We start from the raw sequence: 26,098 nt of genomic DNA, 5'->3' as shown, positions 1-26,098 counted from the left end.
ACAACTCACTCGGCCGGCAGCGCAAGCGGGGCAACTTCACAACGCGGCCACTGCTGCAGCACCTCGGGCGCCAACAAAAGCTTGGCCGCCCGCACCCCTGCCCCCATCACGATCTGCGCACGCTCCATGACCGCGGCGTCGACGAGAATGCGCCAGTCGTCCGGCAAGCCGAAGGCAGTAATTCCGCCGAACTCCATCCCACTATGCTCCACGGCGGCCTCCCGCTTGGCGAACGAAAGACGCTGCGCGCCTAGCGCCGCCTTCACCGCGCCATTGATGTCAAGGCGCAGCGAACCCAGCGAGACCAGCGCCGCGTAGTGCTCGGCGCCCTCCTTCCTGTAGCGGATCACGATCGTATTGGCGCAGTCCTCAAGGCCGAAGCCGTAGCGCGCGCTGAATTCAGCGGTGTCAGAAGCGTCATCGCTAACGGCAAATACGGTCACGCCCTGAGCCGGCAAATTTTCGACGACATGCGCCGGCAAATGCGCGCTCAATTGTTCCGCGGGAATAACGTCGAGTTGCTTTACGGATTCGTGCGAGTGCATAGCGTGATCAAAGTGTGAAGGTCCATCGGTATTCTAACGGCACACCTGCTCGCGGCACATCACGCCCATGCGCATGCAGCGCTTGTTATAGTGACAGGCACAAGGTTTGCGAAAGGTATCGATGCGAAGACTGCGTCGATGCCACCTCAACGGCACGCACACGGCGCATCCGGCGCCAGTATCCCATTGAGAAAAACGACCATGGACATCGACACGCTTTCTGCCGAGAACCTTCAACTGGTGGCGCGCAAGCAGGCCAACTGGGCAATCGGCGCATTCAAACAGTTTGCCGACGACCGTTGCGCGGCCATGGCCGCCAGCATTGCTTTCTATGCGGCATTCTCGCTCGCGCCCACGCTGGTCATGGTGATCGCCGTGGCCGGCTGGTTCTTCGGCGCCGAAGCCGCGCGTGGCGAACTTTTCAACCACATTCATGGCCTGCTCGGCGACCAGGCCGCCGCGGGCGTGCAGACTATCGTCGAGAACGCCCATCACAGCGGCAGCGCAGGTGGCATTGCGGCCATCATTTCATTCACGATGCTGGCAATCGGCGCCTCGGCGACCTTCTCATCGCTCAATAGCGCACTCAATATGGTGTGGCCGTACACGGGGCCGCGCTCGTCGAGTGTGATTGCGCTCGTGCGCGTGCGTCTGATTTCGTTTGGCCTCGTGCTCGGTGTCGCGTTCCTGCTGATCGTCTCGCTGGTACTCGATACGGTCATCACATTCATCGGCAAATGGCTCTGGGGGAACTCGCCGTATGTGGTGATCGGCAACCTGTTGCAACTCGGGGTCGGCCTCCTCGTGCTGGCGTTCGCCTTTGCCGGCCTACTGAAGTTTTTGCCGGACGCCAAGGTGCGGTGGCGCGATGCGTTTGTCGGCGGCATCGTCGCGGCCGTGCTGTTCTCGGCGGGCAAGAAACTGTTCGCGCTGTATATCGCGCACGCCGGGATGGCGAGTTCGTTCGGTGCGGCCGGCTCGCTGGCCGTGCTGCTGATGTGGCTGTACTTCTCGGCCGCCGTGCTCCTGCTCGGCGCGGAGTTTTCGGCGGCGCGCGGGCGCATGCACGATCCGCGCGGCGGATGGGGCATGCAGGAAGACGCGCCGCCCGGCAGCCGCGCCAAGCTTGCTTCGGTATTGGCGGCATCGACGGTTTCGGCCGATGCGGTTCCGCGCGTGCAGGGCCGTGAATCAGGCGCCGCGGGCGCCGCGCCGGCAACGGGCCGGGTAGGCACCGCGGCGCTTGCCGCCACCGCGCCGGCGTCGGCCTTGCCGCGAGCGGAATCGCAAAAGAAGGCGTCGGCGCGCGCAACCGCGGTCAAGGTCGGCCGCACCGTCGTTCGTGCCGAAGCGCAGGCGACACGCGTCGCCGCCGTCGCGCTGGTCGAAGCCTGTCGCACGGCCGTCGCGGCCGATCGCTATGTCAAACGATATCCGTGGACCTCGGTGCTGCTTGCCGCGGCGGCCGGGCTGGCAGCCGCGGCCGTGGCGCGCCGCAACGGGAACGATAGCGGCCGACGCGGGTAACCACCCCGCACCGCGCGGGCGCGCCTCGCGCTAATACCGCCGGATCGGACTGCGTCGAGACGAAGACCATCACGTCGGACCGCAACGACAAGTCTCCCCCCAAGGGTGCAACTGCAGCGGTTGCACCTGCTCACAGCCCACAAAATCTGTCCAGCGCGCACGTCAAGCGAAAACGTGCCTCATTTTTATATGGGCGCTACAAAGCGGCCGGACCAGTTAGACGACTAGATTACAAAGGCCATTCAAACAAGCGTCTAAATTGAGGGTACTGATCCCTTCACTATCAACGAAACAACAATAATGAGCAGTCAATGAATCAATATTGCGAAAACAGCAATAATCGTTAACGGGCTTTAAATACAAGGCTTTGCGTCGTTTGTCACTTTTTAGAGACAGTCTTTTTTTTCCTGTTCTTACCGGTTGAGGCAGTGAGCTATTCTCCTTTCCGCAACAAAGAAACTAATCATCTGCGTGGAGAAATGGATGAAACGAATCGCACTGTCTACCCTCTCGCTGGCGCTTCTGGGCGTCACCGGCGTGGCACATGCTCAAAGCAGCGTTACGCTCTACGGCCTGATCGATGAATCGATCCAGTTCGCGCACAACACGGTTGATGCTGCTGGCAAGAACTCGAATCAAACCGGCCTGGTCGGCGGCAACCTGCAAGGTGACCGTTTTGGCCTGAAGGGCACGGAAGACCTCGGCGGTGGCCTGAAGGCAATCTTCCAGTTGGAAAACGGCTTCGACGTCAACACCGGTAAGCTGGGTCAAGGCGGCAAGATGTTCGGTCGTCAAGCCTTCGTCGGCCTGTCGGGCGATCAGTGGGGCACGGTCACGCTGGGTCGTCAATACGATCCGGTGGTCGACCTGGTTCAACCGCTGACGGGTGACAACTACTTCGGTTCGACCTTCGCAACGCCGGGTGACGTTGACAACAACGACAACAGCTCGCGTACGAGTAGCGCCGTCAAGTACACCTCGCCGGTGTGGGGCGGCTTCCAGTTCGAAGGCATGTACGCATTCGGCGGTGTGGCTGGCGCGACGGGTTCGGGTCAAACGTGGTCGGGCGCAGCAACGTACTCGACGGGTCCGTTCAGCGTGGCAGCAGGTTACTTCCGCGCCGACAACCCGAGCTCGACGGCTCTGCGTTCCACTTGGGGCGGCACGTCGGACGGCACGTTCGACAACCAGGTCAGCACCATCTACACCACGGCGAAGTCGATCGGCATCGCTCAGGTGGCAGTGCAGTACGTGGCAGGCCCGTTCACGGCCAACCTGCGTTACAGCAACGCTCAGTACAAGCCGGACGCACAATCGGGCTTCGGCTCGGCTGAGAAGTTCAATGTCGGTGGCGCTTACCTGGGTTACCAGGCAACGCCGGCAATGCTGGTGGGCGTAGGCTACGTCTACACGAAGGCTAGCGGCGACACGAGCGCAACGTATCACCAGGTTTCCCTGGGCGGCGACTACAACCTGTCGAAGCGCACGGACATCTACCTGGTCGGCGCATATCAGCACGCAAGCGGCAACCAACGCGTTTCGCTCCCGGGCAGCACCACGGGCACGGCGATCGTCGACGCTGGCGCAGCTATCGGTTCGTACGGCTACAACTCGGCTACCAGCTCGCAAGAACTGGTCAGCCTGGGCATCCGCCACAAGTTCTAATCGGGCTTGACGGACTGCTGAAGCAACACGCAGTTGAAAACCAGCCACGGGCGCAAGCCTGTGGCTGGTTTTTTTTCGTCTGCTGGTTTGCGGGTCCGGTGCACGCGTCGAACCCTGGCACGCGCGAATCACGCCGCGAATGGATGGCTAGCCACCCACGCACCGCCTGGCCTAGCGTCGCTGGGCCTTTCCCTTCTCTGCCTGCGCCAACGTCTGTGCCGGCTTCGCATCGAGCTCATGCTCCACGCCGTCCACACCCACCGGCGCACGATGCAGCACGAGCGCCCGCTCGCGCTGCAGCAGCGGCACATTGGGCGAATCCTGCCAGTCCGGATCGGGAATTTCACCGAACACCTGACGCAGCCGTTCGCCCCACGTGCGATGAATCATCTCGAAGTACGCATTGTCGTGATCGATCGAGACGAAGCGCGTGACGTGCAGCGCGTCCTTCTCGTAGACCAGCAGATCGAGCGGCAATCCGACCGACAGATTCGAGCGCAGCGTCGAATCCATCGAAATCAGCGCGCACTTGGCGGCTTCGTCGAGCGGCGTGGAGGGGGTGAGCACGCGGTCGATGATCGGCTTGCCGTACTTGGCCTCGCCGATCTGGAAATACGGGTTCACGGCCGACGCTTCGATGAAATTTCCCGCCGCGTAGATCATGAACAAACGCGGCCGGTTGCCCGCGATCTGGCCGCCGAGAATGAAGCTGCAATTGAACTCGACACCGAATTCCTGCAACGCCTCGGCTTCGCGTTGATGCACGCTACGCACCGCACGGCCGATCACGCGGGCCGCGTCAGCCATAGTGGGCGCGTTCCAGAGCGTGGGCAACGAGGGATCGGCAGGCTCGGACAGTTCGTGGAGCACGGCTTGGGTGAGCGACAGATTGCCGGCGCCCAGCAGCACGAGCATGCGTTCGCCCGGCTGCTCGAACACCGACATCTTGCGTGCGGTGCTGATGTGATCGACGCCCGCATTGGTGCGCGTGTCCGACAGGAACACGAGCCCGTCGTCGACGGACATCGCTACACAGTAAGTCATAAGGAAAGGTACCCGCGAAAAACGACAGAACGGCGCTATTGTAATGCGGCGCGCATGCACCTTACCCCTATTACGGCGCGCGTGGGCCTAATCTGAAGTGCTATGCGGGCTGACGCTCATCCAGGCCCCTCGCCAGATCACGCCGGCAAGTGCCGCCCTGCGATGACCGCCAGGGCCGCCCTCTGGGCCTGTCAGGGGACTGCCAGCGGCCTGGCGTCCCGTTGGCCCCATCAACCCCTTGGCACGCTATTGCGACAGCTGCGTGCTGACCGTGACGGACACCTTCAGCTGCTCCTCCAGCCCGCCGATACGCCGGCCGCGCACCGGCGCGGCGGCTTCGTAGTCGCGCGCCACGGCGAGCCGGCAATAGATCTCGCTGGCAAATGCGGCGTGCGTGACGTCGATGGAAATCCAGCCCTTGCCATCCAGCCACACGTCGACCCATGCGTGACTCGCGCCGTGCTCGACCTCACCGGGTTCGATGTAGCCACTCACGTAACGCGCCGGAATGCCGCGCGCGCGACAGCAGGCCAGCATCAGATGCGCATGGTCCTGGCATACGCCGTTGCCGAGCGCGAGCGCCTGGGCGGCCGTGCTGGTGACTTCGGTGATGCCCGGGTTGTACTTCACGCGCTGCAGAATCTGTTCGGACAACGCGATCAGATTGCTCGAGCTCGCAAGGCTCGGCACCGATTCGGCCAGCTCGCGGATCGCCGCGTCGGCCTCCGTGAGACGCGTCGAGCAGGTGAAATGCTCGAGCGGAATCGGGCCGACTGCGTCGGGCAACTGCCCGTCGATCAGCGGGATCGTGTCCACTTCGCCCGCTACATGCAGACGAATTTCGCCGTGCGGCTTGTTGATGACGAGCGTATGCAGCACGTTGCCATAAGCATCGAAGGTGGCGTCGAGCTTGCCGGGCGCATCGATGCTCCAGCGCCGCACCACTTGCGAGGCGCCGCTCGACGGCGTCAGCCGCAGTTGCTGGATCGAATAATGGACAGTCGCTTCGTAACGATAGGACGTGTCGTGGCGGATCGTCAGGTACATATAAAACTCCGTCAGGCGACTGGCAGCATCAGATAGGTACGCGCAACCAGATTACCGAGCTCGAACACGCGAGCAAGGAACTGCGTCAGATAGGCGTGCAGGCCGGCTTCGAAAATCTGCCGGATGTCGGAGTACACCAGCTCGGCGCGCAGCTTGCCGGCAAAGCGCTCGCACTGGTTCGAGCCCGGTGTGCGCAGCATCGCCAGATTCGCGCAGACGCCTTCGAGCGAAGCGAGCAGCGAGCGCGGCATCTGCTGGTTCAGGATCATCAGTTCGACCACCCGCGCCGGCGTGACGACATCGCGATATACCTTGCGATAAATCTCCAGCGCCGACACCGAACTGAGAATCGAGGTCCAGTAGTAGAAGTCTTCGAGCTGGCGCGCGGCATCGCGTGAATTCGGCTCGACGTCGGCAAAGCGCACGTCGAGAATCCGTGCGGTGTTGTCGGCGCGTTCGAGGAAGGTACCGAGCTGCGTGAAGAAGAATGCGTCGTCCTGCAACGCCGTGCCGATCGTCACGCCGCGTGACAGATGCGAGCGGAACTTCACCCACTCGAATAGCGCGCCCGGATTGCTCGACGCCTGGCCGGACGAGGCGCGTTCGTTGAACTCGAGCCAGGTGTCGTTGATGGTTTCCCACCATTCCGTCGTCAAGGTGCCACGCACGGCGCGAGCGTTTTCGCGCGCGGCCTGCAAACACGAGTGAATGCTCGACGGATTGGTCGCATCGGCCACCATGAAATCGAGCACATGTTCGCGGGTCGGTTCGTCGTAGCGTTGCGCGAAAGCAGATTCGAGTTCGGAGATGCGCAGCACCGAGCGTTGCGCGCGCGCCTCCTGTTCAGGTGTTTGCGGCAACAGCAACGCCTTCAGGTTGATGTCGAGCATGCGAGCGGTGTTCTCCGCGCGCTCCATGTAGCGGGCCATCCAGAAGAGGTGATCGGCGGTTCGGCTTAGCATGACGGCGTTCCGTATCTGATGACGCGAGACCTTTGCACACGTAAAAAGGTCCGCGCTGGTTATCCGTGTGCGCCGGCGACAGTTTGATTCGTCTGCCGGTGCGTTAGGTTGCGGGCACGGTTGCCTGCATCGCTACAGGCATTGCTCAATGAGCTGTTACCTGAGCAAGCGCACCAACCGCATTGGCAACCGCGTCAGTCGACCATCCACGTATCTTTGGTCCCGCCTCCCTGCGACGAATTGACGACGAGCGAGCCCTCCTGCAAGGCCACGCGCGTGAGCCCCCCCGCGCACATCGTCACGCCCTTGCCGGACAGCACGAAGGGGCGCAAGTCGATATGGCGCGGCGCGATGCCTGCTTCGACAAAGGTCGGACACGCTGAGAGCGCCAGCGTGGGCTGCGCGATATAACCGGCGGGCCGCGCAATCAGACGTTCGCGGAACGATTCGATTTCGGCTTTCGTCGACGCAGGTCCCACCAGCATCCCGTAACCGCCCGCGCCGTGCACTTCCTTCACGACCAGCTCGGGCAGATGCGCGAGCGTGTAGGCGAGGTCGTCGGGCTTGCGGCACTGGAACGTGGGCACGTTGTTGAGAATCGGCTTCTCGCCAAGGTAAAACTCGATCATTTCCGGCACGTACGGATAGATCGATTTGTCGTCGGCGATGCCGGTGCCCATGGCGTTCGCGAGCGCGACACGTCCGGCGCGATATGCGGTCAACAGCCCGGGCACGCCCAGCGCCGAATCGTTGCGGAAGGCGAGCGGATCGAGAAAATCGTCGTCGACCCGGCGGTAGATCACGTCGACGCGCTTCGGCCCCTGCGTGGTGCGCATGAACACATAGTTGTCGTCGACGAACAGATCCTTGCCTTCCACCAGCTCGACGCCCATTTGCTGCGCGAGGAAGGTGTGCTCGAAATAGGCGGAGTTGTACATGCCCGGCGTGAGCACCACCACGACCGGATCGTCGACGCCTTCGGGCGCAACCGAGCGCAATGTGTCGAGCAGCAGATCGGGATAATGCGCGACCGGCGCAATGCGGTTCTGCACGAACAGTTCGGGGAAAAGCCGCATCATCATCTTGCGGTTTTCCAACATGTAAGACACGCCCGACGGTACCCGCAGGTTGTCTTCGAGCACGTAGAACTCGCCCTCGTCGCCCGCGCGCACCACGTCGACCCCGGCGATATGCGCGTAAACACCGAGCGGCACATTGACGCCCTGCATTTCAGGCCGGTATTGCGCGTTGGTATAGACCTGTTCGGCGGGCACGATACCGGCGCGCACGATGTTGCGATCGTGATAGACGTCGTGGATAAACAGATTGAGCGCCTGCACCCGCTGGCGCAAACCAGCTTCCAGCGTCTGCCATTCGCTGCGCGGAATGATGCGCGGAATCAGATCGAAGGGAATCAGCCGCTCGGTGCCGGACAAATCGCCGTTCACCGCGAAGGTGATGCCGACCCGGCGGAACAGCAGGTCGGCTTCCGCACGTTTGCGTGCGATCGCCTCATTGCCCTGCTTCACCAGCCACCGTTCAAAGCGCGCGTAGTGTGGCCGCACGGCATCGTCATGATGACGCATCTCGTCATAGCATCGCATGTCACGCCCCGCTCTTGTTGTCGGATAGAAGGCGAATGCGCTGCGCATTCGGTGTTCGACAATCGTTGAAGCAAGCGCTATGCCATTGAGCTTTTTACGTGCTAAACACGGTGCATGCACGCTAACAGCGCATCCCGGCCGGCATGGCTTCGTTGCCATCGTACTGCGGCGGCCCATGATGCGCTAGTACGGTGCATAGGGAGCACCGTGGCGGGCGGCGGCGAGTGCGCGGTACCACAGCGGACGCGCATAAAAAAATCCCCGGGGATTTGCATCCACGGGGATTCGGACAACTCGCACTGCGGGTCGGCTCAAACGTTAACCTGGGTTAAAAGCGCACGGCTAAAAACGCACCGTTAAAAAACCACGCTCAAAACCGCGGTAACGCATGAAGCACGATCAGCCTGCTGCTGCGTCTTTCAGCTTCTTCAGCGGACGTGCCTTGATGCGCACGCTAGCCGGCTTGGCCGGGAACCAACGCTCTTCGCCCGAGAACGGGTCTTTGCCGAAGCGCTTCTTCTTCGCCGGCACAGCTTGCACGACGATCTTCAGAAGACCCGACAGCGTGAATTCGCCAGCGCCCTTCTTGTGCACTGCGCCGAGGATCGTGTCTTCGAGCGCGGCCAGCACAGCCTTGGCAGCCTTCGGTTCAACAGCAGCGCGTTCAGCGACGTGAGCAGCCAGCGAGGCCTTCGTGAAGGTGTCCTTGATCGGCGACGGAGCGCTGGACGCCTTCACGGCGACCTTCTTAGCTGCGACGGCTTTCTTCGCAGGAACTTTCTTTGCAGCAACCTTCTTGGTCGGTACCGGGGCAGCAGCCTTCTTGGCCACCTTTTTTGCGGAAGTCGGCATGTTTCTCCTACCTGTAGTGGTCAGTGAATTGCACGAAGCGCATACGGTATGTGCGCGCTTCAACGCCGGATTCTACAAGCGCTAATACGATTTGCGCGACTCTTTTGTGTATAACAGCGAAGGTTTGTTGCGCGGCGCAGACTGCGCAACACATTTTGATCCTTGTTTTAGCGGGTAAACGTGCGTCGACGAGGTCCGCAACACGAACACGTAACGCGCGTTACAAGTCGTTTCGATGCATGAATAGAGGCACTTTCGGCGCCGGGCGATGCCCGGCGGATCGCGATTCGAAGCGACTCGATCGCCAGACTGCAGCTCTGCGGCTCGCTCGCGACGTCGATTCATACGGCGGAAAAAACACGCCCCCTGCAGCGAAAGTCTCTGCAGGGGGCGGCTAACGTTGCTCTGCGACAGAAAATCGCAGGCCGTTTCAACGCGCGATCAGGGCCGGCTGACGTGCTTCAGATCGTGCTCGCTCTCTTTCACGTGGGCCCAGTAGGCGTCTTCGTCGCGCGCCATGCCGAGTTCGCCGTTGCGATACGCGATCGCCAGCGCCAGATTGGCCTCGGGTAACTCCGCATTGGCCGCGCGCGTCAGCCATTGCAACGCCAGGGCGTCGTCGTGCGGCAGCGTCGTGCCGAAACGGTACGCGTTGGCGAGCTGGAATTGCGCGAGGGGCACGCCCCCTTGCGCCGCCTGTTCCAGCCAGCGAATCGCGAGCCGCGGATCACGCGCGACACCGTAGCCGTTGCGATAAAGCGTCGACAGATCGTAAGCAGCTTGCGGATCGCGCGACGCGGCTCCGCTCAACCAGCGGCGGCTTTCCACGTAATCCGGCGTAATGCCTGGCAGTCCGCGCAACAACAGATGCCCGAGCGTGGCTCGCGCGCCCGGCACGCTGTCGAGCGCAAGTTGACGATACAACTCGACGCCGTCGCGCCGTTCGTCGAGTTGCACCGAGCTCACCAGCACGTCGGCGAGCGCCTCACGCGCCGCCGCGTTACCGAACGCCGCGGCGAGGCGCAGCCGCCACACCGGCCACGCCGCGTGCGTGGCCGTGCCCTGCATCCGCCAATCGTCGATCTGCACATTGGAAACGAGCGTCGTCACACGCGTGCCCGCGACCGTGGCGACCGTACCGGCGGCAATCGCGACGGCCACCGCGAGGGTCGCCACCACGGCCGCCGGCGGCAAGGAAAAGCGCGCGGTCATTGGTTGAGGTTCACGGAATAGACCGCGAGACCCTTGCCGGTGCCGTCGTCGGTCTGGAGCTGGGTGACGTTGGTAATGCCGTAGGTCTGCGCGAGCGCCGCCAGGTTCGGCGCCGCCTTGAAGGTCACCTGCCCGGCCGTCGCCACCTTCGTGAAGCGCCAGCTACGGTCGCTGCCGTTGCTCGCCGCCTTGATGGCTCGCACTTTCTTGATGTAGGCGATCAGGACGTCGCGGCTCGCATCCGGCGAGGCGTAAATCGTCTTGCTGCCATCCAGACCCGGGAAATTGCCGCCGCCGCTCGCGCGATAGTTGTTGGTCGCGACAATAAACGACTGCGACTCCAAGATCGCCGCGCCCTGATATTTCAGGTTGCGGATCCGGCTGCCGACTGCCTGCGTGACGTCGATTTCGTAGCTGAAATCCTTCGATGTGATCATGTCGAAGTTATAGCCCGGATAGGTGCTGACCAGCGCCTGCGCCGCCGTATTGGCCGGATCGATCTTGTTGAAGCGCTTCGCCGCGGTTTCGAGCCACGCTTTCAGATCGGCGCCCGTTACCTTCACCGCGTAGATCGTGTTCGGGTAGAGGTAAAGGTCGGCGGCGTTGTTGATCGCGACGTTGCCTTGCGAGACGTCGGTGAAATCGTTGCCGCCGCCAAACCCGCTCTTGAACGGCGCGCTCACCGACAGCACCGGAATACCCGCATATTGCGGCAGATTCGCGGAAATGTAGTCCTGCACGTATGCGGCCTGTGCCTGATTGACGATCTCGATGGCCGACACGTCGCCCACATCCGCGAAATACGTGCTCATGCGGAAATCGGTCGTGCCGATCGGTGTTTTCACATAGTTGATGGTGGCGCTGTGTTCGGCTGCGATCGCCTGCGAGATCGCCGGATCGACCGCCACGTAGCTGTTATCCGCGTTCTGGATCGAGCGCGCTTCGGCCGTGCTCGAATTGCGGTCCACCGTCCACGTACCGTTCGTGTAGTTCAGCGCGAGTTTGATCACACCGAGGTGCTTGCCCCAGAAATTTGCCATCACGGTCGGCACGCCGTTGACGGTGCCCTTCACCTTGTCGACGCCTGGCAGGTTGAATTGCGTGACCGTGCTGTTCTTGTCGGGGAATACCTGATGCGAGTGGCCGATTAGCATCGCGTCGATGCCGGGCACCTTCGAAAGATAGTAGCTGCCGTTTTCCATCGACGGCGAATAGGTCGAATTGTCGAGCCCGCCATGCGACATCGCGACGATGATCTGCGCGCCCTTCGCCTTCATTTCCGGCACGTACTTCGACGCACTTTCCACCAGCCCCTGCGTGTAGACGTTACCGTCGAGCCAGCGTTTATCCCACGCCATGATCGCGGGCGGCGTAAAGCCGATCACACCTATTTTCACCGGTGCGCTGATGGTCTTGCCGTCGGGCGTCGTGGCCGTCAACGTACGCTCAAGGATGGTGTACGGCTTGAAAATCGGCTGCTGCGATTTCGCGCCGAGCACGTTCGAGAGCACCAGCGGAAAGTTTGGCCCCGCGCACGCCGGTTGCGACGCGACCGGGCTCATGTTCGGCACGTCGAACGCGCTACCGGTCACCTGTGCGAGGAACGGCAGGCCGTAATTGAATTCGTGATTGCCGATGGTGCCCGCGTCGTACTTCAGCAGGTTCATCACCTTGTAGACGCTAAGCGTCGTCTTGCAATCGATCGGCGCGACCTGCGCCTGGTAGTCGGCGAGCGCCGTGCCCTGGATCGTGTCGCCGTCGTCGAGCAACATCGTGTTCGGGAATTCCTTGCGCGCCGCCGCGATCAGCGTCGCCGTGCGCTCCAGACCGAGCGATTTGTCTTCCGCCAGCTTGTAGTAATCGTAGCTGAGGAGATTGGTGTGGATGTCGGTGGTTTCCAGCAACGCGAGCGTCGCCTTCGTACCGTTCGCCACCTGCGGCTGCGACTGCGGCGTGTCGATGTCGCTGCTGCTGCATGCCGTGATGCCAATCGCGCTCAGTGCGCCTAGCGCACCGAGCGCGCCGGCCGCGCGAAGCGTGCGCATCCTCGTTCCTGCCATAAACGTTACTCGCATCCCTACCATCCTCCGGTTTGTTGTGTTGTCGCGCCGGTCCGTCCGGGCCGGCACTGCCTTACAAACAATTACAGAGGCGCAAGGTTACGGTTGCTTTGTGACAATGATTTGTATGGCGACAGATAGGCTTAAGTAATGTTAGTGCGCGTTCCAGGCCGTCAGCGCGTGAGGCCCGGCAGGATACCGGCGAGCTTCGTGAGCGCCGCATCGATATGTTCGACGGCGATGCTGCCGTAGCCGAACATCAAGCTGGGCTGCGGCTTCACGCGCTGATGAAACGGTGCGAGTCCATACAAACCGATCGACGCTTCACGCGCGGCGCTCACCAGCGCCTCCTCGGTCAGCGGCGCCTTCACCCGCGTGGCCATATGAATGCCGGCGACCGGCACGATCGGTTCGAACCACGGCGCGAGATCGCCCCGCAGATGCTTCAGCAGCATCGCACGACGGCCCGCATAAATCTTATGCATGCGCCGCAGATGCTTGGCGAAGTCGCCGTTGAGCATGAAGGTCGCGAGCGCGGTTTGCGTGAGCGTGCAGCCGTGCCAGTCGGCGATCTGCCGGGCCGTGAAGAGCGGACCATAGAGGGAAGCCGGCGGCACGACGTAGCCGACCCGCAGCTCCGGGAAAATCGTCTTCGAAAACGTGCCCACGTACGCGACGAGACCGGCGCGGTCGAGACTTTTCAGCGGCTCCATCGGCCGGCCTTCGAAGCGGTACTCGCAGTCGTAATCGTCTTCAATGATCACGGCACCGCGTTTCTGCGCCCATTCGAGCAACTCGACGCGCCGCTCCAGACTCATCGGCATACCGAGCGGAAATTGATGCGAGGGCGTCACGTAGACGAGCCGTGCCTTGTCCGGGAGCTTGCTCACGATCAGGCCTTCAGCGTCCACTGGCACGGGCACCACGCGTGCGCCCGTGGCCATGAAGCATGCCCGCGCCGGCGGATAGCCGGGATCTTCGATCGCCGCGATTTCGCCGGGTCGCAACGTGATGCGCGCGATCAGGTCGAGCGCGTGCTGCGCGCCTTGTGTGACGATCACCTCCTCCCAGTTGCTCACGACCGCGCGATTGAACGCCAGGTAGCGCGAAATCGCGAGGCGCAACTCCTGCTCGCCGGCCGCGTCTCGATAAGTGCCCCGGCCGCGCGCTTGCACACGCAATGCGTGGTTCACGCAGCGGCGCCAGACGTCGAAGGGAAACAGCGATTTGTCGGTCGCGCCGCCGATGAAATCGTGCGGCGAGGCCACCGTGGGCAGGGGCAACGGCAGGGGCTCGGACATCTGCTCCCACAGCGGCTGGGCGCGTGCCGCGGATTTCGGTTTCGCCTTCGCCCGTTCGCGCGCCGTCTCGGCGGCCCGGGCATGCGGCGAGCGCTCCACCGGCAGACGCTCCAGACCGTCAGCCACGAAGGTGCCCGAACCGGCGCGAGCACTCAGATAGCCCTCAGAAAGCAGCCGTTCGAATGCCTCGAGCGTGGTCTTGCGCGACACGCCCAGTTGCGTGGCGAGATCGCGCGTGGACGGCAAGCGCGTACCGCCGCCGAGGCGCCCTTCGACTATGCCGGCACGCAACTGCCGATAGATCTGCCCCGACAGATCGTGACGCCCTTCTACCGCGATATGGATCTCCATCCGAGTGGTTACCTCAAATATCCGAGAAATGGTTATTCCGAAAGACCAATACCAATCGTAAGCTTACCTCCATCGCCGCCATCGGCGCGGAAACTTACGATAAGGATCAGTTCATGCAAGCCCGTCTCGACTTCTACAAAGCCAGCCCAAACGGCACCCGCGCGATGCTCGCGCTCGAAGAAACCATCGGCAAAAGCACGATCGACAAACCGCTCGCGGAATTGGTGCGGATTCGCGCGTCGCAGCTGAACGGCTGCGCGTTCTGCCTCGATATGCACGTGACGGACGCGCGCAAGCACGGCGAAACCGAGCGGCGTCTGGCAACAGTGGCAGCGTGGCGCGAAGCGCCGTTCTTCACCGATCGCGAACGCGCGGCACTCGAATGGACCGAATCGGTCACCCTGGTCGCGCAAACTCGCGTACCGGATGCAGTGTGGGAAGCGGTGAAGCCGCATTTCACCGAGCAGGAGATTAGCGACCTGACCTTGCTGATCATTGCGATCAACGGCTGGAACCGGATTGCGGTTTCGTTCCGGAAAATGCCGGAGTAAATGGGCAGACCAGGCGTGCGGCGCAAACCAGCGCCCTGCCGCCCTTTACCAGTCGCAGTAGATTACTCCGCCACCGCTCCATTCAATGAAGCGGTTTGCCGCGCATTCTCACGCGCTTCGTCGCTGCAACGCTGATGTTCACGCGACAGCTTGCGCATCAGCGGCAACAGCAGCACGGCAACCAGTGCGCCCACTGCCGCGAGCCAGCCCAGGCCCGTAAACAGCTTGACGTACAACGGCAACGATTCGAGCGGGTCCATATCGCCCGCCGGCATCTGCGCGAAGTTCGCGACCACGCTGCCCAGATACTGCGACACGCCGGTTGCCACGAAGTAAGCACCCATCATGAAGCCGCTCATCCGCGCCGGCACGTAGCGTGCGATCATTGCAAGACCCAGCCCGCTCACCAGCAGTTCGCCGAGCGAATACAAGCCGTAGCCGCCTACCATGAACCATGAGGACACGCGCCCGTTTACCGCGTAGTTGCCGCTCGCCGCATAGACGAAGAAGCCGGCTGCCACCACCGCGAAGCCGAATGCATATTTGACCGCCACCGGCACGTCCTTGCCGCTCTTCGCGAGCTTCGTATAGAGCAGCGCGAGCACCGGGCTCAGCAACATGATCCAGATCGGATTGAGCGCCTGGAACTGCGCGGCGCTCCACGTGAACAGCGTCTCGCCGAAAAGTGTGAAACGCGGATCGACGTTGCGCAGCGCGAACAGCGTGAGCGACGTCGACATCTGCACGTAGAACACGAAGAACAGGATCACCTGCGCGGTCAGGATCAGCGCGGCAACCAGACCCGAGCGCTCCGAGCGTTCGCATTTCATCAGCATGTAGCCGAAGATCGCCAGAATCGCGACACCCGCCGCGTACACGCAAGCCACTGCAATCGCCTTGTGCTGCAGAACGAACATGGTTGCCGTGCCGAGCACGATACCGCCCAGCGCGACCGCGCCAACGCGCTTCCAGCGGATCGGTTCAGCGTCTGGAGCGGAGCCGATGTGCGCGAGCGTGCGGAACATGATGGAGTAGTTCAGCACCGACAGCAGCATGCCCGCGCAACAGACCGCGAATGCCGTGTGCCAGCCCCAATGGTCCTTGATCCACGGCGTCGCGAGCATCGACGCTGTCGAGCCGATATTGACCGCCATGTAATAGATTGTGAATGCGCTGTCGATGCGCGCGTCGTCGCCTTCATAGATGCGGCGCACGAGGTTCGCGGCATTCGCCTTGAAAAGCCCGTTGCCCACCACGATCACGCCGAGCGACGCGTACATGTAGCTCAATTGGTCGTTGGGCAGCGCCAGCATGAAATAGCCGGCCGCCAGCACGCCGGCGCCGAAGATCATCGTGCGGCGCGCGCCGAGAATCTTGTCGCCGATCCAGCCGCCGATCGACGGCGATGCGTACACCAGCGCCGTGAACGCGCCCCACGTGAGGGTGGCGTGGCTGTCGGTGAAGTTCAGCTTGTCGATCATGAACAGGACCAGCAGCGCGGCCATCCCGTAGTAACCAAAGCGCTCCCACATCTCGATCAGAAAGACCGTCGAGAACGAACGGGTCTGCGAGACGCGTGCGCCTGGGGGATTGGACGAATTCATCATGTACCTCGTGTTCTTACGGTTACGGCGGCGCGTGGGCTGGCCACGCGCCGCGAAAAACTGGATCTGGAAAAACGGTCGATGGACCATGCGCGACGCGGCGCACACATGTGCCTATGCGTGTGCGTAGTCGGTGGCGCGCTCATCTACGTATTCATCTGGGAACTGAGCTGCGCGCGCATTTGAAAACTGAACTGCAAACTGACGCGCCGATACCAGCAGAAAAACCAGGGGATGGGATAGAGGCCCGCCACGCGGCGCGTCCCAAAGGAAATTTCCTTGGGGAGCGCCCCGAAGGAAATCTCCTCAGGGGCCGCAACGCCACATCGGGCTCGGGCTCCGGCAAGCGGAACGGGCTCAATGATAAAGCATCGCGGGAAACGGGATCTGGCGGCCGGCGATCCGGGGGCCGGCGGCCGGCGATCTGGAGGCCGGGTAGCGAACCGGCGGCAGATGGCGGCCGCGCCGGGCGGCGGACGTCAAGCCCGCGGCGGGAAAAATCGGCAGTGATAGTCATGTCCTCATGCCGGCCAGCGTTCGGATGGAACGTGCCGGACAACGCTCCGCCGTGCAGGATCGCTGCGCGCGGAATGAAAAACAGCGGCCGGCGCGGCGTCTGATACAAACACGTGCGCCCAACCGCCAAGCGGGGCTGATTCTCCAAATAGAAGCACGGTTCGTCACTCAGGGAATTCACTGATGTCACGGCAATTACCTGTTATTACACGTGATAGGCGCTTCGCTGAAAAAACGCATGTGACCGAAAATAGTCTTTGATGTCATGGCTTTAACCTCTTCGGATAGTCAATCCGCATAAATGCCGACACCCTTATATATGCAGCATTCTTTACCGCATCCGCCTTCAGCTTCTGGTCGAGCCCGGTCAAAACGGCGGGGGCGAATTTCGGTTCTGGCAACATAGAGCGTTGTCTCGAAAATGCGGCCCCTTGCACGACCGGGCGCTGAACGGCCCGCCACCCCGGCCTGGACCGCAATCAAACCATATTTACTTATATCAAACAAATTTTGACGGGCTAATTTCCTCCTGCTATGGTCACGACAATTCAAAAGAAGAATCCGGCACTCGAACTCGGCAGCAAGATCCGCGCGCTGCGCCAACGTCTCAAGCGCACGCTGGATGACACGGCAACAGCGGCGGGTATTTCCAAACCGTTTTTGTCGCAAGTCGAACGCGGGCTGGCATCGCCGTCCATCACTTCGTTGGCCGGGATTGCCCACGCACTCGGGGTGACGGTGCAGTATTTCGTCGACACGCCAAGCGAAGAACGCTCGATGTGCCGCGGCGATCAGTTGAAGTTTTTCGGTTTTGCGGACTCGGCCAATCTGTTTGCACGGCTGACCAATCTGACGGGCGGCCGTCAGCTCGAAGCGATCCTCGTGAGGATGCCGCCCGGGCAAAATCGCTCGGAAGTCACTACGCACGCAGGTGAAGAGTTTATGTATGTGATCAACGGCGAAGTGTCGTTGACGCTGGAAGGCAAGACGTTCGTGTTGCACGCGGGAGACAGCGCGCATTACGAATCGACGGTGCCGCATAGCTGGGCGAATACCGCTCGTATCGAGTCGGTGGTCGTCTGGGTGGGCACACCGAGACTGTTCTAGAAAGCAGGCACCTTTTCCGGTTGATCCGGCCAGGGTTTGCCTGCATTACGTAATGTAAGGAATCCTGCATGTCGGGCAAGCAACAAGGGCCTCCCCGGCCCGAGCACCGCAGATAACCGGGCGCCCTGGCGCCAGCGCGTTCTTCTCTCGACCTTTCCTGCGATCTCAACCGATGAAAACCCCGTTCGTCTACGCGACGGCGCTGACCGCGCTCGTCCTTACGTTTCAGCCCTCCGCCTTCGCCGTCACGGTGCCCGCGGGTGTCACGCTCGCTGCCAGCCAGGAGATGACCCGCCAGGTGCCGGCCGAAACCGAATCGCTCGACCCCGCGCATATCGAATCCTGGACGGGCGACACGATCGCGCTCGACATGTTCGAAGGTCTGACGCGCATCGACGCCGCCGGCGCGATCGTGCCAGGCGTCGCGCAATCATGGACTCGCACCGGGCCGACTACGTGGGTTTTCAAGCTGCGCCACGACGCGCGCTGGAGCAATGGCCAGCCGGTCGCGGCCGCCGACTTCATCTATGCATGGCAACGCGTGCTCGATCCGAAGACGGGTTCGAAATACACGGTGCTGGTCGAATTCGTGAAGAACGCCAAGGCGATTCTCGCCGGCAAGGCGCCGCTCTCGAGTCTCGCCGCGCGCGCCGTCGATCCGTACACGCTCGAAGTCACCACCGAAGTGCCCGCCGCCTTCTTCCCGCAGCTGACCGCCATGCCGGCCATGGCCCCGGTCAATCGCGCGACCGTCGCCAAATTCGGCGGCGACTGGACCCGGCCGGGCAACTTCGTCGGTAACGGCCCGTATGTGCTGACCGACTGGCAGCCGAGCAACCGGCTGGTGGCGTCCAAAAGCAGCACGTACTGGAACGCCAGCAAGGTCGTGATCACGAAAGTGACCTATCTGCCGATCGAAAACGACGAAACGGCGATGCGCATGTATCAGGCCGGCCAGTTCGACTACACGTATTCGATTCCGTCGGGCATCTACACGCAGGTCAGCAAGCAGTTCGGCCCCGAACTCAAAACCGGCCTGCAGATCGCGACCTACTATTACAGCCTGAACAACGAGGACCCGGCGTTCAAGGACAAGCGCGTGCGCCAGGCGCTAGCGATGGTGCTGGACCGCGACCTGCTGACCAAGCGTCTAACGGCTGACGGCGAGGTGCCGATGTACGGTCTGATCGCCAAGGGCACGGAAGGCGCGAACGTCTTCACGCCTGACTGGGCAAGCTGGCCGATGGCCAAGCGTGTCGACTACGCGCGCAACCTGCTGAAGGCCGCAGGCTATTCGGACGCGAAGCCGCTGACGTTCACCCTCACCTACAACACCAACGACCTGCACAAGAAGGTCGCCCTGTTTGCCACGTCGGAATGGCGCACCAAGCTCGGCGTGACCGCCAAGCTCGAAAACGTCGAATACAAGGTGCTGCTCAAGCAACGCCACGACGGCAAGGTGCAGGCCTCGCGCGACGGCTGGTTTGTCGACTACAACGACGCCAACTCGTTTTTCGATCTGATACGCTGCAACAGCGTGCAGAACGATCAGCACTACTGCAACCCGCAAGTCGACAAGCTGGTCGATGAAGGCAACCAGCAGCTCGACGACGCGAAGCGCACCGCCCTGCTCACGCAGGCGCACGATCTGGCGATGAACGACTATCCGCTGGTATCGCTCTTTCAGTACTCGGCGGACCGACTGGTCAAGTCGTATGTGGGCGGCTACACGTCGACCAATTACGTCGACCAGCGCGCCACGCAAGACATGTATCTGATCAAGCACTAACTGCGGGAGCACCGTCATGCTGGCCTATACGCTGCGCCGCACGCTCTGGGCGATCCCGACGATTCTCGCCGTGATCACCGCGTGCTATCTGCTGCTGCACCTCACCCCCGGCGGCCCGTTCGACACGGAGAAACACCTGTCGGCGGCCGTGCTCGCGAATCTCAATGCCAAGTATCACCTCGACGAGCCGCTGCGGCTGCAGTACCTCCACTACCTCGGCTCGCTGCTGCACGGCGATCTCGGTCCTTCATTCCGCTACGCCGACTGGTCGGTCAACGATCTGGTGTGGAAGGCTTTGCCGGTGAGTCTCGGCGTAGGCGGCGTATCGGTGCCGATCGCGCTCGTGATCGGCGTCACGCTCGGCACGCTGGCCGCCGTGCGGCGCGACCGTTTTGTCGATCACCTGGTGATGGTGCTCGGCAATATCGGCAACGTCGTGCCGCCGTTCGTGCTCGGTCCGGTGCTGGTGTGGATCTTCGCGATCCTGCTCAAGACGTCCGCAGGCAATGGCTGGCTGCCGGCCGGCGGCTGGGGCGATGGCGAGTGGCGCTATCGTGTGCTGCCGATCGTGCTGCTCACGATCATCAACGTCGCCGGCATTGCCCGCGTGATGCGCGGCAGCATGATCGAGGTGCTGTCGGGCAACTTCATCCGCACCGCACGCGCCAAGGGTCTGCCGGGCCGCACGATCGTATTGCGCCACGCGATGAAGCCGGCGCTGATGCCGGTGGTGTCGCTGCTCGGCTCGATCTGCATCTCGTCGATCACCGCCGCGGTGGTCACCGAGTCGGTGTTCGCCCTGCCCGGTCTCGGTCAACTGGTCGTCAATGGCGCGATCAACCGCGACTACACCCTCGTGCTCGGCCTCGTCGTGCTGACCACCGCGGTCGCCGTCCTGTTCAATCTGCTGGTCGATCTGGCGTACGCCTGGCTCGATCCGCGCATCCGGTACTGATCCATGCCCCGCTCAATTCAATCGACCGTCGCGGCGCTCGATCCGCTCGCGGCCATCGCGAAGGCGCCGCGTTCGCGCGGACCGCTCGCCACCGCCGCGATGCGCTTCGTGCGCAATCGCGCGGCGTTCGCCAGCTTCGTCGTCTTGCTGCTGATCGTGATTGCCTGCGTGGCCGGTCCGTGGTTCCTGCCGAACAACCCGATCGACAGCGACTGGAGCGCGATCAGCCTCGCGCCGACGCTCTCGAACATGCACTGGTTCGGCACCGACGAGCTCGGCCGCGATCTGCTCGCGCGCACGCTGCAGGGCGGCCGCGTGTCGCTGGAAGTCGGTCTGCTCGGCACGCTGGTGTCCGGCCTGATCGGCGTGGCGTATGGTGCCACGGCAGGCTATCTGGGCGGCCGCGTCGACGCGGTGATGATGCGCATCGTCGACATGATGTACGCGATCCCCTACATGCTGATCGCGATCCTGATGATGACGATGTTCGGCCGCGCGTTCTATCTCGTCGTGCTGACAATCAGCGCATTCTCGTGGCTCGACATGGCGCGCGTAGTGCGCGGCCAGACGCTGTCGCTGCGCTCGCGTGAATTTATCGACGCCGCGCGCGCAATCGGCGTGAATTCGCGTTCGATCATCGCGCGTCACATCGTGCCGAATCTGCTCGGCGTGGTGGTGGTGTACGCCAGCGTGACCGTGCCCAACATCGTGCTGACCGAATCCGTGCTGTCGTTCCTCGGCCTCGGCGTGCAGGAACCCATGACAAGCTGGGGCGTCCTGATTCAGGACGGTGCGCAGAAGCTCGAATCGATGCCGTGGTTGCTGCTGTGCCCCGCGGTGATGCTGTGCGTCACCTTGTATTGCGTGAATTTCGTCGGCGACGGTCTGCGCGACGCATTCGATCCGAAGGACCGCTGACATGCCGCTACTCGAAGTTAAAGACCTGAGCGTGCGCTTTACGCGCCGCGAAGGCGCACCCGTCGACGCGGTGCAGCGCGTGTCGTTTTCGCTCGAAGCGGGCCGCACGCTCGGCATCGTCGGCGAATCGGGCTCGGGGAAAAGTCAGACCGTGATGGCGCTGCTCGGCCTGCTGGCCGGCAATGGCAAGGTATCCGGTGAAGCAAAGTATCGCGGCGAGAACCTGCTGACGATGAACGAAGCCGAGCTGAACAGGATTCGCGGCGACCGCATCGGCATGATCTTTCAGGACCCGATGACCTCGCTCAATCCGTTCCTGACGATCGAACGGCAGATGACCGAGACGCTGCAACTGCATCGCAAGCTGTCGCGCCGTGAAGCCCGCCGCCGCGCAATCGAAACACTGGAAACGGTGCGCATTCCCGATGCCGCGCGCCGCATCAACATGTATCCGCACGAGTTCTCCGGCGGCATGCGGCAACGCGTAATGATCGCGATGGCGCTGCTCTCCGAGCCGGAAATCCTGATCGCCGACGAACCGACTACCGCCCTCGACGTGACCGTGCAGGCGCAGATCATCGAGTTGCTGCGCGAACTGAACCGCGAACGCGGCACCGCAATCATTCTGATCACGCACGACATGGGCGTCGTGGCCGGCCTGTGCGACGACGTGATGGTGATGTATGCCGGCCAGACCGTCGAGCAAGCGAACGCCGCCACGCTTTTTGCCGCGCCGACGCACCCGTACACGATCGGCCTCCTGAACGCGCTGCCGCGCCTGACCGACGACGATGACCGTCCGCTGCAAACCATTCCGGGCAACCCGCCGTTGCCCGGCGAAGTCGGTGAGGGCTGCGCATTCGCGCCGCGCTGCGCGTATTGCTCCGATCGGTGCCGCGAGTCGCGGCCTGCGCTCACGGTGTCGCCGACGGCTGCCGACGCGTTGCGCGCATGCCATCGGCCAGTGCGGGAAATCATGGAGGTACAACACGTATGAACACCGCTTCCATTGCAAGTCAGAGCCAAGACCATCACCAGGATCCGGCAACGCTTCTGTCGGTCGACAATCTCAAGGTGCAATTCGACGTGCCGCGCGGCGGCTTTCCATGGTCCGGCAAAGCGACACTGCGCGCCGTCGACGGCGTGTCGTTCAGCGTGCGGCGCGGCGAAACCGTTGGCCTCGTCGGCGAATCGGGTTGCGGCAAGTCCACCCTGGCACGCGCGATCATCGGCCTTGCGCCGGTGGCAAGCGGCGGCGTGCGCTGGCTCGACAAGGAAACCGTACTGACGGGCGCGCGCCGCGATACCTCGCGCTTGCGCCGCGACGTGCAGATGATCTTCCAGGACCCGCTCGCCTCACTCGATCCGCGCATGACGATCGAACAGATCGTCGCCGAGCCCTTAACCACTTACGGCCAGGACATTGCCCGCACCGACGTGCAACGGCGCGTTCTGACGATGCTCGAACGCGTCGGTCTCAATGCGCAGCATCTGCGCCGTTATCCGCACGAGTTTTCCGGTGGCCAGTGTCAGCGCGTCGGGATTGCGCGCGCGTTGATCGGCGAACCGCAACTGGTGATCTGCGACGAGCCGGTGTCGGCACTCGACGTGTCGATCCAGGCGCAGATCGTCAACCTGTTGCGCGATCTGCAACGCGAGTTGTCGTTGTCGCTGCTGTTCGTCGCGCATGATCTCGCGGTCGTCAAGGCGATCAGCCACCGCGTGCTGGTGATGTATCTGGGACGTGTGATGGAATTCGGCGACAAGCGCGACGTGTATGGCACGCCGCGTCATCCGTACACGCGTGCGTTGCTGTCTGCCGTGCCGGTGCCCGACCCGGTGGTTGAACGCGCACGCCGTCATCTGCTGTTGCGCGGCGAGATTGCATCGCCGCTCAGTCCGCCCTCCGGCTGCGCGTTTCGCACGCGCTGCCCGGATGCGATCGAGGCCTGCGCGAACGAGATTCCGCAGGCCGTCACGCATGGTGCGAGCGCGACACGCATCGCATGCATTCGCGTGAGCGACGCCCCGAAGGAAGTGCCCTTGGCGGGTCGCTAGAGAAACCCGGCTGAAAATTTAAAACCGTATTCCCCCGGCGCGACGGACCGTCGCGCCGTTGGATTCGTTCGTCCTGTCATCACGCAGGATGAACGATAAGCGCGGACTGGCTAACCGCCAGCCAAAGATTCACCAAAATAACAGAGACGTACACCATGAAAGATAGCCGAACAAAAAACCGGTCAAAAAAAACTAGTGCAGCCACCTTCTTTTACTGCGCATTCACCCTGCCCGCGCTGACCATCGCCGCGAGTGCCTATGCCGACGACGCCGTATTGGAGCCCACCTCCGATACGACGAAAACTCAAACGCTCGCGCAAACGTTTTCTTCTTCTACGCAACGCTCGCAAGCGACGCCCACCTCGCAAACTTCGCAAGCCAACACGTCCGGAAAGCGCAGAGCGGACCAGGGCGGCCAGGTGCGCAACGATCAGCCCGACACCACCAACGCTGTTGTCAACGCAGAAGCCAACCAGACCATCACGCCGCCCGCGCCGCTGTCGAGCCAGGCGGCAAGCAAGGGCTTTATCGCCGATAGCCATCTGAACCTGCAGTTCCGCAACTACTCCGACTACTTCCAGGCCCCCACTTCGATTTATCGGCACGCGTGGATTCAGGGCGCGCAAGCCAACTATGAATCAGGCTTCACGCAAGGCCCGGTCGGTTTCGGCGTCGACGCGTCATTGTTCGCCGCGCTCAAACTCGACGGTGGCAACGGCGCGAGCAATATGGTGCACGTAGGCAAGGGCGGCGGCGGCTCGCAACAGCTCGCTTGGGCGTACCCCGGCATGTACGACATCAAGGGACGCATTTCGGAAACGGTCGTGAAATACGGTTTGCAGATCGTCACCAACCCCTTCCTCGAACCGCACGACAATCGCGCGCTGCCGCCGACTTTCCTCGGTGTCTCGATGGTCAGCAACGATCTGGTTCATACGACGCTTGAGGCCGGCAGTTTCACCAAAGTCGACGCACGTGGTCACACGAATCTGAGCAATTTGACCACCTCGTACGGCGGCACGCGTATCGATCGCCTGACCTACATGGGCGGTACGTGGCACTACGCGAAGAACGGCGAAATGGCGCTGTATGTCGATCAGGCGGACGACGTCTGGCGTCAGTACTACGGCTCGGTGGCGCAGTCGTTCGGCGATCCGACCACGATCAAGTGGAGCGGTCTCGCGAACATCTATTCGACGCACGATACCGGCGCATCGCGCCAGGGGCATATCAACAGCAACGCGTACAGTTTGTCGGTCTCAGCACAGCACGGCCCGCACGCGCTGCTGCTCGGTTATCAGCAAGTGCTTGGCGACCAGTTCTTCGACTACGTCAACGAGACCAACGGTATCTATCTGACCAACTCGATGGACGTCGACTACAACGCACCGCATGAGCAGTCGCTGCAATTGCGCTACACGTTCGACGGCAAATACGCCGGCGTGCCGGGGCTCAAGGCGATGTTCTGGGGCGAGTATGGCTGGGGCGCGGACGCGTCGGCCGGTGCCGCGGACAACGCTTCGGCGTCGGCGCCACTGCATAACCTGTACTGGAAGAACGGTGAACCGGTGCACGGCCACCATCACGAGTTCGGCTTCATTCCGAGCTATACGCTGCAAAGCGGCCGCTTCAAGGATACGAAGGTCACGTTCATTGCGATGTGGCACAACGCGTCGCGCTATTACTCCGATGGCAACAATATGGAGTACAGGTTGGTGGTGAATGTGCCGGTGAAGGTGTTCTAGGCTGGGCGGGGCTTCCGCTGCCAGGATGCCTTTCCAGGTAGTTTCTGAAGATCCCGCAGAGCCTGGCTTTACATGGCTTCGCGGGCGTGTTGCCGACTTTGTCGTCTATTCGGATTGTCGTTTCGTGCCGAATTACCCACCCATGACGGTCTGCCTATGATGGGAATGCAAGGATATAGCGAAGGCATGCTGATGTTTTGCACCTTCGCCATAGTCGCCACAGTCGCCACAGTCGCGTCGGTCGGCTTTGTTCGGTCACTCATGTTCATCTTTTCGAGCCGTGACGGCAGGACAATGCGGACTCGCCAGATTGCCCTGCTCACAGCCAAGCGCTTCGCTATTCTGGTCGCGTTGGGCTATACGGGCAATTACTTGTTGGATGTGCGACAGCGGTCGCACGCTGCGACTTGGCACAACGTGCCACCCGGTGCGGATGCCCGCTACACGGCCAGCTACAGTTATCTGTGGAATGACAAGATTCTTCTACGCCTATACGACGCACAGTCCAGAAAGCTGTTAGCGGAAAGGACTTATTTCAATCTTGATACAGCGAACCTTGTTTGGACAGACCACTCGCTTATCTACGATACGTCAGCGAACGGCGATGCCGGTGAAATCAGTCTGCCGCCGTCACTCCTGGACAATCTACGCGCCAAGCTGCCCTAGCGCTGTGGCTTCCACTTAG

At 62.2% G+C, this 26,098-nt stretch carries 21 protein-coding genes; 11 read left to right on the top strand and 10 right to left on the bottom strand.

The window, feature by feature from the left end; translation table 11 throughout:
* Positions 1-5 precede the first annotated feature (5 nt).
* Positions 6-545: a YbaK/EbsC family protein gene (locus PQQ52_RS13985; RefSeq protein WP_408211894.1), complete on the bottom strand. Its 540-nt coding sequence runs from the start codon at positions 543-545 to the stop codon at positions 6-8.
* Positions 546-746: 201 nt separating this feature from the next.
* Between PQQ52_RS13985 and PQQ52_RS13980 the strand changes: the two genes are divergently transcribed.
* Positions 747-2,072, top strand: coding sequence for a YihY/virulence factor BrkB family protein (locus tag PQQ52_RS13980; protein WP_408211892.1), 1,326 nt, complete (start codon positions 747-749; stop codon positions 2,070-2,072).
* Positions 2,073-2,555: 483 nt separating this feature from the next.
* A complete protein-coding gene (locus tag PQQ52_RS13975) occupies positions 2,556-3,737 on the top strand; it encodes a porin (protein ID WP_408211889.1) in 1,182 nt (393 codons plus the stop codon).
* Between the two features lie 171 nt (positions 3,738-3,908).
* On the opposite strand, the gene PQQ52_RS13970 is transcribed toward PQQ52_RS13975, so the two are convergent.
* The 8 genes from PQQ52_RS13970 to pdxR form a co-directional block, all read right to left on the bottom strand.
* Positions 3,909-4,781: a proteasome-type protease gene (locus PQQ52_RS13970; RefSeq protein WP_408211887.1), complete on the bottom strand. Its 873-nt coding sequence runs from the start codon at positions 4,779-4,781 to the stop codon at positions 3,909-3,911.
* A gap of 246 nt (positions 4,782-5,027) precedes the next feature.
* Positions 5,028-5,828 carry a transglutaminase family protein gene (locus PQQ52_RS13965; RefSeq protein WP_408211884.1) on the bottom strand — a complete coding sequence of 267 codons (801 nt, stop codon included), beginning with the start codon at positions 5,826-5,828 and terminating at the stop codon, positions 5,028-5,030.
* Between the two features lie 11 nt (positions 5,829-5,839).
* Complete coding sequence (locus PQQ52_RS13960; RefSeq protein ID WP_408211881.1) at positions 5,840-6,790, bottom strand: alpha-E domain-containing protein; 951 nt, start codon at positions 6,788-6,790, stop codon at positions 5,840-5,842.
* Between the two features lie 194 nt (positions 6,791-6,984).
* The gene (locus PQQ52_RS13955) at positions 6,985-8,394 is read right to left on the bottom strand and encodes a circularly permuted type 2 ATP-grasp protein (protein ID WP_120344999.1); all 1,410 of its coding nucleotides are present in this window, start codon (positions 8,392-8,394) and stop codon (positions 6,985-6,987) included.
* Between the two features lie 399 nt (positions 8,395-8,793).
* Entirely contained in the window at positions 8,794-9,246 is a 453-nt protein-coding gene (locus PQQ52_RS13950; protein ID WP_028198339.1) for an HU family DNA-binding protein, read from the bottom strand.
* A gap of 441 nt (positions 9,247-9,687) precedes the next feature.
* Positions 9,688-10,458, bottom strand: a complete 771-nt coding sequence (locus PQQ52_RS13945) for a tetratricopeptide repeat protein (RefSeq protein WP_408211878.1) — start codon at positions 10,456-10,458, stop codon at positions 9,688-9,690.
* Entirely contained in the window at positions 10,455-12,503 is a 2,049-nt protein-coding gene (locus PQQ52_RS13940) for a bifunctional 2',3'-cyclic-nucleotide 2'-phosphodiesterase/3'-nucleotidase (RefSeq protein WP_408211876.1), read from the bottom strand. Before PQQ52_RS13940 ends, PQQ52_RS13945 begins: the two co-directional genes overlap by 4 nt.
* A 188-nt stretch (positions 12,504-12,691) precedes the next feature.
* A complete protein-coding gene (pdxR, locus tag PQQ52_RS13935) occupies positions 12,692-14,170 on the bottom strand; it encodes a MocR-like pyridoxine biosynthesis transcription factor PdxR (RefSeq protein ID WP_408211873.1) in 1,479 nt (492 codons plus the stop codon).
* A 113-nt stretch (positions 14,171-14,283) separates the two neighbouring features.
* Here pdxR and PQQ52_RS13930 point away from each other — a divergent pair, with 113 nt between their 5' ends.
* Positions 14,284-14,721, top strand: a complete 438-nt coding sequence (locus PQQ52_RS13930; protein ID WP_408211870.1) for a carboxymuconolactone decarboxylase family protein — start codon at positions 14,284-14,286, stop codon at positions 14,719-14,721.
* Between the two features lie 62 nt (positions 14,722-14,783).
* On the opposite strand, the gene PQQ52_RS13925 is transcribed toward PQQ52_RS13930, so the two are convergent.
* Positions 14,784-16,325 carry a peptide MFS transporter gene (locus PQQ52_RS13925; RefSeq protein WP_408212259.1) on the bottom strand — a complete coding sequence of 514 codons (1,542 nt, stop codon included), beginning with the start codon at positions 16,323-16,325 and terminating at the stop codon, positions 14,784-14,786.
* A 1,050-nt stretch (positions 16,326-17,375) separates the two neighbouring features.
* Here PQQ52_RS13925 and PQQ52_RS13920 point away from each other — a divergent pair.
* The 8 genes from PQQ52_RS13920 to PQQ52_RS13885 all read left to right on the top strand — a co-directional run bounded on the left by PQQ52_RS13920 (position 17,376) and on the right by PQQ52_RS13885 (position 26,079).
* Positions 17,376-17,948 (top strand): helix-turn-helix domain-containing protein, encoded by a 573-nt coding sequence (locus PQQ52_RS13920; RefSeq protein WP_408211868.1) that lies wholly within the window; start codon positions 17,376-17,378, stop codon positions 17,946-17,948.
* Positions 17,949-18,120: 172 nt separating this feature from the next.
* Complete coding sequence (locus tag PQQ52_RS13915; RefSeq protein WP_408211865.1) at positions 18,121-19,737, top strand: peptide ABC transporter substrate-binding protein; 1,617 nt, start codon at positions 18,121-18,123, stop codon at positions 19,735-19,737.
* 16 nt (positions 19,738-19,753) lie between these two features.
* Positions 19,754-20,692 carry an ABC transporter permease subunit gene (locus PQQ52_RS13910; RefSeq protein ID WP_408211862.1) on the top strand — a complete coding sequence of 313 codons (939 nt, stop codon included), beginning with the start codon at positions 19,754-19,756 and terminating at the stop codon, positions 20,690-20,692.
* 3 nt (positions 20,693-20,695) lie between these two features.
* Entirely contained in the window at positions 20,696-21,610 is a 915-nt protein-coding gene (locus PQQ52_RS13905; RefSeq protein ID WP_408211859.1) for an ABC transporter permease, read from the top strand.
* A 1-nt stretch (position 21,611) separates the two neighbouring features.
* Positions 21,612-22,607 (top strand): ABC transporter ATP-binding protein, encoded by a 996-nt coding sequence (locus tag PQQ52_RS13900; protein WP_408211856.1) that lies wholly within the window; start codon positions 21,612-21,614, stop codon positions 22,605-22,607.
* Positions 22,604-23,668, top strand: a complete 1,065-nt coding sequence (locus PQQ52_RS13895) for an ABC transporter ATP-binding protein (RefSeq protein WP_408211854.1) — start codon at positions 22,604-22,606, stop codon at positions 23,666-23,668. The genes PQQ52_RS13900 and PQQ52_RS13895 overlap by 4 nt, the downstream gene beginning before the upstream one ends.
* Before the next feature lie 155 nt (positions 23,669-23,823).
* Positions 23,824-25,413 (top strand): OprD family outer membrane porin, encoded by a 1,590-nt coding sequence (locus PQQ52_RS13890; RefSeq protein WP_408211851.1) that lies wholly within the window; start codon positions 23,824-23,826, stop codon positions 25,411-25,413.
* Between the two features lie 156 nt (positions 25,414-25,569).
* A complete protein-coding gene (locus PQQ52_RS13885; protein WP_408211848.1) occupies positions 25,570-26,079 on the top strand; it encodes a hypothetical protein in 510 nt (169 codons plus the stop codon).
* The last annotated feature ends 19 nt before the right edge of the window (positions 26,080-26,098 follow it).

Source organism: Paraburkholderia sediminicola (assembly GCF_046030555.1).
In the GTDB taxonomy this organism is placed as follows: domain Bacteria; phylum Pseudomonadota; class Gammaproteobacteria; order Burkholderiales; family Burkholderiaceae; genus Paraburkholderia; species Paraburkholderia sediminicola_E.
This window is presented reverse-complemented; position numbering and strand designations above follow the sequence as displayed.

Coding starts and splice junctions, on each gene's coding strand:
- PQQ52_RS13985 (WP_408211894.1), bottom strand. CDS start 545: ATGCACTCGCACGAATCCGTAAAGCAACTCGACGTTATTCCCGCGGAA.
- PQQ52_RS13980 (WP_408211892.1), top strand. CDS start 747: ATGGACATCGACACGCTTTCTGCCGAGAACCTTCAACTGGTGGCGCGC.
- PQQ52_RS13975 (WP_408211889.1), top strand. CDS start 2,556: ATGAAACGAATCGCACTGTCTACCCTCTCGCTGGCGCTTCTGGGCGTC.
- PQQ52_RS13970 (WP_408211887.1), bottom strand. CDS start 4,781: ATGACTTACTGTGTAGCGATGTCCGTCGACGACGGGCTCGTGTTCCTG.
- PQQ52_RS13965 (WP_408211884.1), bottom strand. CDS start 5,828: ATGTACCTGACGATCCGCCACGACACGTCCTATCGTTACGAAGCGACT.
- PQQ52_RS13960 (WP_408211881.1), bottom strand. CDS start 6,790: ATGCTAAGCCGAACCGCCGATCACCTCTTCTGGATGGCCCGCTACATG.
- PQQ52_RS13955 (WP_120344999.1), bottom strand. CDS start 8,394: ATGCGATGCTATGACGAGATGCGTCATCATGACGATGCCGTGCGGCCA.
- PQQ52_RS13950 (WP_028198339.1), bottom strand. CDS start 9,246: ATGCCGACTTCCGCAAAAAAGGTGGCCAAGAAGGCTGCTGCCCCGGTA.
- PQQ52_RS13945 (WP_408211878.1), bottom strand. CDS start 10,458: ATGACCGCGCGCTTTTCCTTGCCGCCGGCGGCCGTGGTGGCGACCCTC.
- PQQ52_RS13940 (WP_408211876.1), bottom strand. CDS start 12,503: ATGCGCACGCTTCGCGCGGCCGGCGCGCTCGGTGCGCTAGGCGCACTG.
- pdxR (WP_408211873.1), bottom strand. CDS start 14,170: ATGGAGATCCATATCGCGGTAGAAGGGCGTCACGATCTGTCGGGGCAG.
- PQQ52_RS13930 (WP_408211870.1), top strand. CDS start 14,284: ATGCAAGCCCGTCTCGACTTCTACAAAGCCAGCCCAAACGGCACCCGC.
- PQQ52_RS13925 (WP_408212259.1), bottom strand. CDS start 16,325: ATGAATTCGTCCAATCCCCCAGGCGCACGCGTCTCGCAGACCCGTTCG.
- PQQ52_RS13920 (WP_408211868.1), top strand. CDS start 17,376: ATGGTCACGACAATTCAAAAGAAGAATCCGGCACTCGAACTCGGCAGC.
- PQQ52_RS13915 (WP_408211865.1), top strand. CDS start 18,121: ATGAAAACCCCGTTCGTCTACGCGACGGCGCTGACCGCGCTCGTCCTT.
- PQQ52_RS13910 (WP_408211862.1), top strand. CDS start 19,754: ATGCTGGCCTATACGCTGCGCCGCACGCTCTGGGCGATCCCGACGATT.
- PQQ52_RS13905 (WP_408211859.1), top strand. CDS start 20,696: ATGCCCCGCTCAATTCAATCGACCGTCGCGGCGCTCGATCCGCTCGCG.
- PQQ52_RS13900 (WP_408211856.1), top strand. CDS start 21,612: ATGCCGCTACTCGAAGTTAAAGACCTGAGCGTGCGCTTTACGCGCCGC.
- PQQ52_RS13895 (WP_408211854.1), top strand. CDS start 22,604: ATGAACACCGCTTCCATTGCAAGTCAGAGCCAAGACCATCACCAGGAT.
- PQQ52_RS13890 (WP_408211851.1), top strand. CDS start 23,824: ATGAAAGATAGCCGAACAAAAAACCGGTCAAAAAAAACTAGTGCAGCC.
- PQQ52_RS13885 (WP_408211848.1), top strand. CDS start 25,570: ATGATGGGAATGCAAGGATATAGCGAAGGCATGCTGATGTTTTGCACC.